The sequence below is a fragment of the Bacteroides sp. MSK.20.82 genome (assembly GCF_019052485.1).
Classification (GTDB): Bacteria; Bacteroidota; Bacteroidia; order Bacteroidales; family Bacteroidaceae; genus Bacteroides; species Bacteroides thetaiotaomicron.
In genome coordinates this window covers 33925-45278 of record NZ_JAHQUN010000044.1, presented here as the reverse complement: position 1 = coordinate 45278, position 11354 = coordinate 33925, and the positions used below count along the sequence as shown (strand labels likewise).

9 protein-coding genes are annotated in these 11354 nt (G+C 40.2%); 6 read left to right on the top strand and 3 right to left on the bottom strand.

Annotated elements, in window-relative coordinates; genetic code table 11:
- The coding region (locus KTR07_RS22765; RefSeq protein ID WP_217315514.1) for a PCMD domain-containing protein at positions 1–175 on the top strand (175 nt) is incomplete at its 5' end.
- An 88-nt stretch (positions 176–263) separates the two neighbouring features.
- On the opposite strand, the gene KTR07_RS22760 is transcribed toward KTR07_RS22765, so the two are convergent.
- Positions 264–1049 (bottom strand): porin family protein, encoded by a 786-nt coding sequence (locus KTR07_RS22760; protein WP_008766969.1) that lies wholly within the window; start codon positions 1047–1049, stop codon positions 264–266.
- A gap of 12 nt (positions 1050–1061) precedes the next feature.
- Positions 1062–2186 (bottom strand): PCMD domain-containing protein, encoded by a 1125-nt coding sequence (locus KTR07_RS22755; RefSeq protein ID WP_217315513.1) that lies wholly within the window; start codon positions 2184–2186, stop codon positions 1062–1064.
- Positions 2187–3528: 1342 nt separating this feature from the next.
- Here KTR07_RS22755 and KTR07_RS22750 point away from each other — a divergent pair.
- The gene (locus KTR07_RS22750) at positions 3529–3942 is read left to right on the top strand and encodes a hypothetical protein (RefSeq protein WP_008762684.1); all 414 of its coding nucleotides are present in this window, start codon (positions 3529–3531) and stop codon (positions 3940–3942) included.
- A 121-nt stretch (positions 3943–4063) separates the two neighbouring features.
- Here KTR07_RS22750 and KTR07_RS22745 read toward each other — a convergent pair whose 3' ends face one another.
- On the bottom strand, positions 4064–4264 hold the full coding sequence (locus tag KTR07_RS22745; protein WP_008762685.1) for a DUF2007-related protein: 201 nt from the start codon (positions 4262–4264) through the stop codon (positions 4064–4066).
- A gap of 324 nt (positions 4265–4588) precedes the next feature.
- On the opposite strand from KTR07_RS22745, the gene KTR07_RS22740 reads away from it, so the two are divergent.
- The 4 genes from KTR07_RS22740 (at position 4589) to KTR07_RS22725 (ending at position 11347) form a co-directional block, all read left to right on the top strand.
- A complete protein-coding gene (locus tag KTR07_RS22740; RefSeq protein ID WP_008762686.1) occupies positions 4589–5131 on the top strand; it encodes an RNA polymerase sigma-70 factor in 543 nt (180 codons plus the stop codon).
- A 154-nt stretch (positions 5132–5285) separates the two neighbouring features.
- The gene (locus KTR07_RS22735; RefSeq protein ID WP_008762687.1) at positions 5286–6254 is read left to right on the top strand and encodes a FecR family protein; all 969 of its coding nucleotides are present in this window, start codon (positions 5286–5288) and stop codon (positions 6252–6254) included.
- Between the two features lie 258 nt (positions 6255–6512).
- Entirely contained in the window at positions 6513–9767 is a 3255-nt protein-coding gene (locus KTR07_RS22730) for a SusC/RagA family TonB-linked outer membrane protein (RefSeq protein WP_072066767.1), read from the top strand.
- A 14-nt stretch (positions 9768–9781) separates the two neighbouring features.
- Positions 9782–11347 carry a SusD/RagB family nutrient-binding outer membrane lipoprotein gene (locus KTR07_RS22725; RefSeq protein WP_072066768.1) on the top strand — a complete coding sequence of 522 codons (1566 nt, stop codon included), beginning with the start codon at positions 9782–9784 and terminating at the stop codon, positions 11345–11347.
- Positions 11348–11354: the final 7 nt, after the last annotated feature.

Genomic DNA, 11354 nt, shown 5'->3' with positions numbered 1-11354 from the left:
TGTTCGATTTGCTATAGCGATTCTTTTTTATACGGGTACTTTATCGGGGGCTTACGAAGAAGGAGCAAAATATAAATTGGCCATTGTTTGTTCTTCAAGTAAAGAAGGTGATTTGTTTAAAGGTGCTGGCGGAAGTACCTTAATTCTTGATGAACTAGAAGTTATGGGAGAATAATTTATCAATGATTAAAAAAGGCGAGAAACTTTTAGTTTCTCGCCTTTTTTAATAGCTATAATGAGATTAATGTAAAGATTGTTTTTTATTAGAATGCATACCCGAATCCTACATTTAAATAAATAGGATACATAGCAAATGAAATCGTATCAAAATCCTTCTTAAAGATATCGTTCAATCCCCATGTTAAATCAGCATACACATTTAAATGTTTGAATGCTCTCCACTCACCGCCTAATTGCAATCCCCATTGGAATTTACGCAGATTGTCAGAGAAATCATAAGTAGCAATGCTTTCACCAGTAAAATCTACTCGCGAACCTGTCTGATCCGGAGTACGCAAGTGACCTTCATATACATGTCCGGAGAAATTTCTTTCAATAAGATAAGATACATACGGACCTGCTGAGACTTTCCAACGTTTGCTTACTTTATAGTTGGCAACTACTGGGATAGTCAGATAAGAGTTTTTGACTTTAGTCTTTACGCCACCGGTCCATAAGCCTTGTAACTCTCCGCCGTTGGTGTTGATAATCTTCATTCCATAGTTCTTTACTGTAGCTTCTGTGGTCATATTCTTGTTTTCAAGTCGTACCCCTACAGTCATTCCCCATTTCGTGTCAAACCATTTAGTTGCGTTTCCTTCAATTGAAATGGCGAGGCCACCAGGGGCATAGCTATCTATTTTACGAATTTCTTCAGGTAGAGGCAATGGAGAAGTTCCTCCAATACTGAAACCTGCCTTGATTCCATATTCCCATCCGTGTAAGTACGACCAGATGATACCTTGATTTCTTTCTTCTTGCGCCTGCGCTGAAAGTGTACTTACTAATAGTAGTACAGCTATAATATTGAGTAATTTATATCTTTTCATTTTCTTGTTTTTTTAGTCTTCGCAAATAAGTTCTACTTCATCGACATACAGTGTACTGCCTACTGCTCCCTTAAAATAAGCACCGTCTACACTGGACGAAAGCACTATACCTAATTTGTATTTTCCATTCTTTAATTTGGTATCATCAATTACTCGTCCTTTTACCGGTTCGAAAGGAATTTCAAAATCAGTCCATTGATCTGATTCAACAACATCTTCCGGTTTAATTCGCGCTAATGATACTAACTTATCTGAAGTAAATACATCATCACCATTAAGCATGACAGAATTGTTCTCAGCTTCATACATAACAGCATAAATATCACATTTGTCTCTTACACCCTCTTGTGGTTTTCCTTCTACGGAATATACATCTCCTGCTTTAAATTTATAATGTCCTTTGAGCGTTTTAGGGCGTTTATAGAACTGGAAACCGAAATTAGTGGCTTTTCTAGGATCTGTTAATGCATTTCCTACCTCAAATGTTCCGATAAATAAGTTACCGGCAGCAATATACATCTTTACCATTGCTCCAAAACTACCGGTATCACGAGTTTCCAATTTAACTCCTTTACCTCTGAAACCATTGGCTACCTGTACAGTTGGGTAATCTGTTTTGGAGTTTGCCATACCTGTCAATTTAAAACCCGGATTACCACTTGACCATTGTAATACTTTAGATATTTCTTGTGAAGTGCCCGGCTGGAATTCATAAAAGATATCGTAGTCATTGGAAGATAATAACTCTTCAAAGTTGAAAGAAGTAGGTAATTCTGCTAAAACAACCTTGACGGTATAAACAGGTTTCCATTGACCGTCTTCTGATGTGACAGTGAATTTCCGGGAATGTGTCTCTTCACTAAAGTCATATGTGGCTTCTGTATCTCCAGCAACTTGATCATTTATTTTTATAGTGGCTCCTTCCGGAATTACAAATTCTAACTTTTGTTTGGACAAGTCAGCTCCCTTGTTTACATATACATTGATCAGCTTTGAATCAGCATTGATGTTTGCTAATTGTACATCATCACCTGTACAAGCATCAATGGCTGCTTCTGAGTTCAGTGCTTCATCCTGTATGCAGGAAGTTGCAGCACAAGCTAGTATGAAACAGGCTATTAAAGTCTTAATTTTCATGCGGTTTAATCTTTTTAGTTACTAATTCAGTCTCTTTATATAAAACTCGGGTGCAAAGTTAAGTTTCTTTTTGAAATCTAGCGCTCTGTTAGTGAGGTAATTCAATAAAATTAGTGCCTTTTATAAAAATAGTGTGGACTAAAAGATGAAAAAGGCTTTTGCTTAGTTTACTAATAATTCATTCCAAAATACCAAAATGGGATAGATCGAATGGGTGCTATATTCGTGCTCGTACTCTTTAAATAACTTGTTGAAGTTTTCGTATAAGCAATTCATAGCTGAAGTGCATTTATCTGCAATGATGCGATAATTGCACAACAAAAGTGCAGTATTATGCATATTTCTGCACTTTTGTTGTGCAGAGAATTATCAAGGATTGCTCAATAGTAATTTAGCATCACTTTTGCTCTCATGCTCTAACAAACTGTCTGTATCCCTTTATTCATCGTGGTTTTCGGTGTGGTAGCAACTGTGGTAGCAGGTATGAGAGCAAATGCTTGCTCTCACTTTTCCAAATCCAATCTCTAACCTTTGTAGTATCTTCGTTTTATTCCTGTAATTCCAATGTCAATTTAGGATAAGACAACTAAATTAGTTTCCTCGTCTTGAAACTATAGTTTCAGCGAAGAGAAACCATAGTTCCAAAGGCTTGAAACCATAGTTCCAAAGGCTTGAAACTTTAGTTCCAACAGCTTGGAATCATTAGTTCAAGCGTTTGAAACTTTCTGAAACATCTGTCGATTGGATTCACTTTGACCGTATGTTTGGATTGACTCGACCATGTTAGTTATTTCAATTGACCAGTTCTTTTAGGAGAAGCATTGAATCATTTATTGGCTAATAATGTATGGGGTATCAGTCATTAATAGCTGAGATGTCAGATATTAACATCCTGTAAATCAAAAGATAGCAATGTAGAAACGATACTAGTCAGGACGAAACAGAGTGAGAGCAACCGTTTGCTCTCATACCTGCCACCACAGTTGCTACCACACCGAAAACTACGATGAATAAAGGGATACAGACAGTTTGTTAGGGCATGAGAGCAAAACTGCTGTCAAATTACTATGGAGGCTATTGTGGAAATTCTGATTAATAAATCTACAGATATTCCATACTTATATTTGAAAAATAGTATCTTTGCAGTGACTAACATTTTATAATGGGACGCAGGGAATCCTGCTTTTGATAAGTTGCAGGCATTTTTTGCTTGTAGCTTTCCTCATAGGCGGTTTCGTACCCCCGTGGGGAGTATGTAATGTACCTCCAGCGTCCTAAGATGTGTTAGTCAACGGGAAAGGCGAAACCGTTCTTTTTTGCCCCTTTATTAAACTTTTATCTTATGGATACTGAAAACGCTTTGACTAACGCGAAAGAAAGTCCCAATGAAATTTTTTTTGAAGAAGAAGCCCGTCTATGGGCAGAGGTGTATGGCAAGCAATCTGATAAGCCGGACCTTGAGTCTCTTCAACGTATGCTGGAGAATATGAACCATTTGTTGCTTAGCTTAGAACTTCCGTGGGAACGCTTTATTCCTATCTTATACCGAAGTTTTGCCCTTTATATGCGTCGTCCGGACGAAAATACAAATAATCGGAAAGCCTACCAACTGTCTGCCCAACTTATGGACTCTGTCGTTTACTTGTCACAGAATACTAACTTGATTCATCACATACACCTTTTCTGTAATATGCAGATTGCCGCTCTTGAAAAGCTAAAGAATGAAAAAGTAGAAATTGAGCAAACTGAAGATTAAACAAACAGAAAGTCAACCAATCTAAAGGTTACTTCGTTTTAAAAGAATCATACAAAGACTGAAAAGCCGAGTGCGATCTCCCATCGTACCCGGCTTTAATCTTATATGTTTAACCTAAAACCTATGAAACTTTTCTTTTATTAATCACACGCATTGCTGCTGTATAATATTCGCATGGAACAGAAATGAGTATACTGTTCAATCCATTGTCTTTCATTGATGCCTCGATATACGCTGCTTTCAATAAACTCTTTACGCTGGCTACTTCCCAGGGACTACCAGCAAAAACATTGACCTGAGAAACCTTTCTACTTGTAATCATATTCTTTTTGTGTTTTAATTGTTATGGCTGCAAATATAGGAAGTTGGATTTATAGATTAGAGCAATTTTGAGTCATAATAGTATAGAAATGATGCAATGATCTGATTTTAGCATAAATTGGTCAGTTTTTAGCATTGGAAAAAAGTGGAGAGAAAGGAGTGAAAGCTATATGCTAGTCGTCAGCCTTCTGATGATTTACCGGCTTATGTCCCATTTTCTCTTCAAAAAGTTCTTTTATTCAATTAAAATATATTTCTTTGCAATCATTAAAGACCTTTGGATATACTTAAACTATACGCATAAGCGCCATTAATATAGATCGAAATGACTGCAATTAATTTTAATTCGATATATACTACCTATTATAGGAGAGCATTCCTGTTTACCTTATCATACGTCCATAATGATTTGGTAGCTGAAGATATTGTATCGGAAGCAATCATTTATTTGTGGGAATTAAGTAAAAAACAGGAAATTCCGAGTATCGAAGCTGTATTAATCACTTATATACGTAGCAAGTCACTCAATTACCTGAAACATTTGCAGGTTCAGGAGAACGTCTACCAAAACCTGACAGATAAGGGACAACGGGAATTGGAAATCCGTATTTCAACCTTGGAAGCCTGTGATCCGAAGGAAGTTATGTCCGAAGAATTACGCTCAAAGGTGAAAACATTGTTGGCTGGTATGCCGGAAAAGACGCGCATTGCATTTATATCCGATCGTCTGGATGGAAAATCTCATAAAGAAATAGCTGAAGAATTGGGTATCAGTGTCAAAGGAGTGGAGTATCATATAAGCAAAGCTGTGAAGCTGCTGCGTGATAATCTGAAAGAGTATGCTCCTTTCCTGATATTTTTTATTTGATGATCTTGAAAATATCTTTTTCTCCTCTTTTTTTAATAACAGCAAAAAAAGTTGTATTTCTCACTAGGGATTATTTTTAGTGAGTGGTATTCTATATGAAAGGGGGAGCAAATATACTCCTGTTTATTACTTATAAAGTAACTCAACTTATAGTATGAATCAGAATTTACTTTTAAAATATATATCCGGAAAAGCCTCTCAAAGGGAGAAAGAAGAAGTTGCAGCATGGATTGATGCCGATGCCGCTAATCTCAAAGAATTTATGTCACTCCGCAAAAGTTATGATGCACTTGTTTGGCAGGATGCGGATGAGTTGAAAACGGGGCGTGACAAGCTGCTTTCACTACGCACTTTTACGATGAAGGCGATGCGGATTGCGGCTATATTTGTTTTGGCTTTCGGATTAAGTTATATACTGATACAAACTCTGCAAAAGGAAAATGTAGAAATGCAGACCGTATATGTGCCTGCCGGACAACGTACGCAAGTGACGCTTGCTGACGGAACAATGGTATGGGTAAACGGAAAAAGTACGCTGACTTTTCCCAGTCAGTTCGCTTCCCGTACCCGTAAAGTGGAACTGGACGGGGAGGCCTATTTCGAAGTTCAGAAAGACCCGGAGAAACAGTTCATTGTTTCCACAGCCCATCAGTCTGCGATTAAAGTGTTGGGCACAAAGTTCAATGTAAAGGCGTATAGGGATTCCGAAGAGATTACTACCACTCTGATAGAAGGGAAAGTGCATTTCGAATTTAATAATACCGCACAGAAGCCTCAGTACATTACTATGGCACCCGGTCAGAAGCTGATCTATTATTCGCAGAGTGGAAAAACGGAGCTCTATACTACTTCCGGTGAGGGAGAACTGGCATGGAAGGATGGTATTATCGTCTTTAAGCAGACATCTTTGCAGGATGCTCTGGAGATTTTGGCAGACAGATATGATGTGGAATTTATCGTTCGACGCAATGTGCCCGATGATGACCTGTTCTCCGGGACATTCACGAGCAGGAGCCTGGAGCAGATACTGAATTATATAGAAGCTTCTTCGAAAATACGCTGGCGTTATCTGAACAGTGTACAAGGAAGTAAAGAGAAGATGAAGATAGAAATTTTTATTTAGTGTTATTAATAACCTTATTTCAAAAAAGCTTATTGCCATGAAAAACAAAGACCCTTGAAACTAAAAAAGATACGGGATGATATTGGTCGTATCTTCCCGTATTGAGCCCAGTAATCGTGAATCTACTTGTTTCCCGACAAGTATAACTACTAGTTTTTTAATTAAACTCGTTACAAATTTATGCAAAATTATTGTATCGTCCAATTTCTTGGAGGATTAAACCTTCTTAGGCGGTCTTCAAGGAAAATATCACTATCTATGAAGTTACTATTTATACTCATTGTCTGCTCATTCGGACTGGCATATGCGTCCGATGGATATGCGCAAAAGACTTCCATCACATTGAAGGCAAACGATTGTACCATAGAGGAAGTGCTTCACAAAATCGAACTTGAGTCCGGATTCGGCTTTTTTGTAAACAGTAAGAATCTTGATTTGAAACGCAAGGTGTCGGTGTCAGTGTCTAATAAGAATATATTCCAGGTTCTGGAGCAAGTTTTTAAAGGTGTGGGCATCGAATATAAAGTTTTGGATAATAAAATAGTACTGGCTGCAAAAGAAAAAGACGTTGCACAGCAGAGAAAAGAAAGACTTATTGCCGGCACGGTAAAAGATAAGAATGGAGAGCCGTTGATTGGTGTCTCTATCCGGGAGAAGAGTTCCGGTGAGGGAACCATCACCGATATGGATGGAAACTATAAGCTTTCCACTTCATCGGCGAATCCTGTTCTTGTATTTTCCTATGTAGGTTATCAGTCAAAAGAAGTACCCGTAAAAGGAAATGTTGCCAATGTGGTGCTGGAAGATGCGACGCAGGAACTGAATGAGGTGGTAGTGACGGCATTGGGTATCAAACGCTCGGAGAAGGCATTGTCATACAACGTGCAGCAGCTGAGCGGTGATGAACTGACTACTGTGAAAGATGCGAACTTCATCTCTTCTCTGAATGGTAAGGTGGCCGGTGTTAATATTAATTCGTCCAATACCACGGGAGGTGCTTCGCGTGTCGTGATGCGTGGTGTCAAATCTATCACTTCTTCCAATCTGGCGCTTTATGTGATCGACGGTGTACCGATGTATAACATGATGAATGGGGGTGGCGGTGGTATCTATGACCAGCAGGGTACGGATGGCGCTGCCGACATTAACCCGGAAGACATCGAATCTATCTCTATGCTGACCGGACCTTCTGCCGCAGCTCTGTATGGTAATGCTGCCGCTGCCGGTGTTGTGCTGATAACCACCAAGAAGGGGTCTGCGGACAAGACTTCTGTCACGGTCTCCAATAATACTACTTTCTCGAAGGTGTCAATGATGCCCGAGATGCAGAGTAAATATGGCAACCTGCCCAACAGCCTGGATAGCTGGGGACCGATTGTAAACAGTGACTACGATCCGCGTGACTTTTTCCAGACCGGAGCGAATGTCATTAATTCATTTGCTTTGTCAACCGGTAACAAGAAGAATCAGGCGTATTTGTCGGCTTCTACTACCAACACCACCAATATATTGCCCAACAGCGGATACAACCGCTATAACTTCACTGTCCGTAATACGACCAGTTTTCTGAAAGACAAGATGACACTCGACGCCGGTGCCAGTTATATTCTTCAGAATGACAAGAATATGATGTCGCAGGGATATTACTATAATCCTCTGCCGGGACTTTACCGTTTCCCTCGTAGTGAGAATTTCGATGATGTACGTATGTTCGAACGTTATAATTCCGGTATGGACCTGATGGAGCAATACTGGCCTTATGGTGGTACTTCAAGCGGTCTTGCCAATCCCTACTGGATACAGAATCGTCAGTTGCGGGAGAATAAGAAGACCCGTTATATGATCAACGCTTCCCTCAAATATCAGTTGTTCGACTGGCTGGATGTAGTAGGACGTGTGAAAATAGATAATTATGATAATCGTAGTACTTATAAGGCATACGCTTCTACTAGCAGTTTGGCATCCGGTAGTCGTGGAACATATGCTGACACATCTTCGCAATCAAAGAATACGTATGCGGATGCGATTGCTACACTGAATAAGAGTTTTAATGACTGGTCGGTCAATGTCAACCTTGGTGTGTCACTGAGCGACAGCCGTTATGAAATGATAGGATATGAGGGCGGATTGAAACTTATCAATTTCTTTGCTGTCCACAATATCGATTTCAATAAAGCATGGAAAGCAAAACAGTCCGGCTGGCACGATCAGACACGCGCTATCTTTGCCAATGCGGAAATTGGTTGGAAATCGATGATCTATCTGACTGCTACCGGACGTAATGACTGGGATTCCAGACTGGCTTTCTCCGATTACAAGTCTTTCTTTTACCCGTCAGTAGGACTTTCTGCCATTCTGACGAGTATGTTTAATGCTCCTGATTGGCTGACATACCTGAAGGTTCGTGGTTCGTACACTGAAGTAGGTAACTCTTACGGCCGCTTCATGACTACCGTTACTTATCCTTATGATGAACAGACCCAGAATTGGACTAGTACATCTTCTTATCCGAACACGAAATTGAAACCGGAACGTACCAAGTCATGGGAAGTTGGTTTGGACGCACGAATTCTTAATGATATCAGTCTTAACCTGACTTATTACCGTTCCAATACATATAATCAGACATTCTATGCGGACTTGTCGCTTTCTTCGGGATATTCTAATATTCCTATCCAGAGTGGAAATATTATGAATGAAGGTATAGAAATGGCATTGGGCTATAATAAGCAGTGGAAAGATTTCTCTTTCAATACGAATTATACATTGACATGGAATAAGAATCGGGTAAAACGGTTAGCTGACGGTGTGTACAACTATGCTACCGGACAATCTATCCAGATGCCGGAGCTGTCTCCGCTTACTTATGGACATACGGATGCCCGCTTGATTTTACGTGTCGGAGGATCAATGGGAGATGTATACGGACAACGCCTGCTCAAACGTGACTTGAATGGTTACATTCTCAATGAGGAAGGTGTCGGACTGACTATGGAGAACAAAGAAACATATCTGGGATCTATCTTGCCTAAGATGAATATGGGCTGGAGTCTTGGGTTCGGTTATAAGGGAGTTAATCTCGGTATGACTTTCACCGGACGTTTCGGAGGTATTGTCATTAGTGAGACGCAATCTGTACTTGACGCTGCCGGAGTTTCCAAGGTCAGTGCGGATGTACGTGATGCAGGAGGTGTGCAGATAAATCAGGGTAAAGTCTCTGCACAGACTTATTATCAAGCGATTCAAGGCACAGCGGCTTATTATACGTATAGTGCTACGAATGTACGACTCGGTGAACTCTCACTTAGCTATACATTGCCTAAAAAGTGGTTTGACAATAAAGTTGGAATGACTGTTGGTCTGGTAGGAAAGAATTTATGGATGATTTATTGTAAGGCTCCTTTCGATCCGGAGCTGACCACTTCGGCTGCATCTAACTTCTATCAAGGATTTGATGCCTATATGCTCCCAAGTACAAGAAACTTCGGATTCAACATTAAATTTCAGTTTTAAATAATAAAATAGGTATGAACAAAATAATAAAATATATCGGGGCAAGTGCAATCGTATGTATGATGGCGGGGTGTACTACTAATTTTGATGATTTTAATACTAATCCTTACCAGCCTTCAAAGGTACCGGCAAGCAACTTACTGTCTACGATGTTTAACGTATATGCTTGTCCACAACAAAATGCTTGTCAGGAGATAAACTGTATGTGGGCTAGTTTTAGTGGTCAGGTAACTGCGACTGCTAACTGGAGCTTTGGAAAAAATGTTTTTGCTTATTATAATGCTTCTGAAAAACATAATGATAGTTCATGGGGAAGACTTTATGGTTATATCTATCCTTCTTTCTTTCTAGTTGAAAACTCCACGGAAAAGAAAGGTGTCATTTACGCTATGGCTCAGTTGACCCGTGTTTATGGTATGCAATTACTTACTTCTCTACAAGGTCCCATTCCTTACACACAGATGAAAGCTGGTGATACGGAAGCACCTTATGACAATGAACAGACTGTATGGCATGCCATGTTTGATGATCTTGATAATGCGATCACTATTCTGAAGTCAGCGGCTACATTCGGAGTGAATCAGGATTTGGCTGTGGTAGATCAGTTTTATAAAGGAGACTGCTCAAAGTGGTTGAAGTTTGCCAATACACTGAAGCTTCGAATGGCTATCCGGATATCAGGAGTAGAACCGGAATATGCTCAGACTAAGGCTGAGGAAGCTGTACTTGGCGGTGTGATGGAAAGTGTGGGCGATAGTTCTTATGATACGACTAATGGTGGAATCAATGAAAACGGATATGCTATTGTCAGCGGATGGCCTGAGGTAAGAGCCAATGCTTGCCTTGTGTCGTACATGAATGGATATAACGATCCTCGCCGTCCTGCTTATTTTACTCCACAGACCCAGACTGCTGCCGGTGGGTATGTAGGTGTTCGTTCGGGGTCGGCAGAAATACCTGAACCTACGGTATACGCCAACTATAGCAAACTTTTTATCGCTACCGACAAAACTTTGCCACAACCCGTAATGTACGCTGCCGAAGCTGCTTTCCTGCGTGCGGAAGGAGCACTGAAAGGCTGGAATATGGGTGGAGATGCCAAGACTTTCTATGAGAAGGGAGTCAGATTGTCTTTTGAGGAATTCGGAGTGTCGGGGGCCGATGATTATCTGGCTGATGCAACATCTGTGCCGGGAAATTATGTGGATAATTTAATTGCCGGACATACCGGAAATAATTATACTAACCAGTCGACCATTACGATCAAGTGGGAGGAGGGAACTGATGATGCGAAGAAACTGGAAAGGGTACTTACCCAGAAATGGATTGCCTGTTATCCCGACCCAATGAACGGATGGGCAGATTTCCGTCGCACAGGCTATCCCAGAATCTTCCCGGCAACTGAATCCATGAATGCCGATTGTAATACGGGGCGTGGACAACGTCGCCTTCGTTTTACACGGAGTGAATACAATAACAATAAGGCGAATGTGGAAGCGGCCGTCAGCATGCTTAGCAATGGAAAAGATTCTAATGGAACTGACCTTTGGTGGGCAATGAAAGAGAATGGTACTTATTAATAGCTTA

Excerpts from the sequence above, each read along its gene's own strand:
- KTR07_RS22760 (WP_008766969.1), bottom strand. The coding sequence starts at position 1,049 with ATGAAAAGATATAAATTACTCAATATTATAGCTGTACTACTATTAGTA.
- KTR07_RS22755 (WP_217315513.1), bottom strand. The coding sequence starts at position 2,186 with ATGAAAATTAAGACTTTAATAGCCTGTTTCATACTAGCTTGTGCTGCA.
- KTR07_RS22750 (WP_008762684.1), top strand. The coding sequence starts at position 3,529 with ATGGATACTGAAAACGCTTTGACTAACGCGAAAGAAAGTCCCAATGAA.
- KTR07_RS22745 (WP_008762685.1), bottom strand. The coding sequence starts at position 4,264 with ATGATTACAAGTAGAAAGGTTTCTCAGGTCAATGTTTTTGCTGGTAGT.
- KTR07_RS22740 (WP_008762686.1), top strand. The coding sequence starts at position 4,589 with ATGACTGCAATTAATTTTAATTCGATATATACTACCTATTATAGGAGA.
- KTR07_RS22735 (WP_008762687.1), top strand. The coding sequence starts at position 5,286 with ATGAATCAGAATTTACTTTTAAAATATATATCCGGAAAAGCCTCTCAA.
- KTR07_RS22730 (WP_072066767.1), top strand. The coding sequence starts at position 6,513 with ATGAAGTTACTATTTATACTCATTGTCTGCTCATTCGGACTGGCATAT.
- KTR07_RS22725 (WP_072066768.1), top strand. The coding sequence starts at position 9,782 with ATGAACAAAATAATAAAATATATCGGGGCAAGTGCAATCGTATGTATG.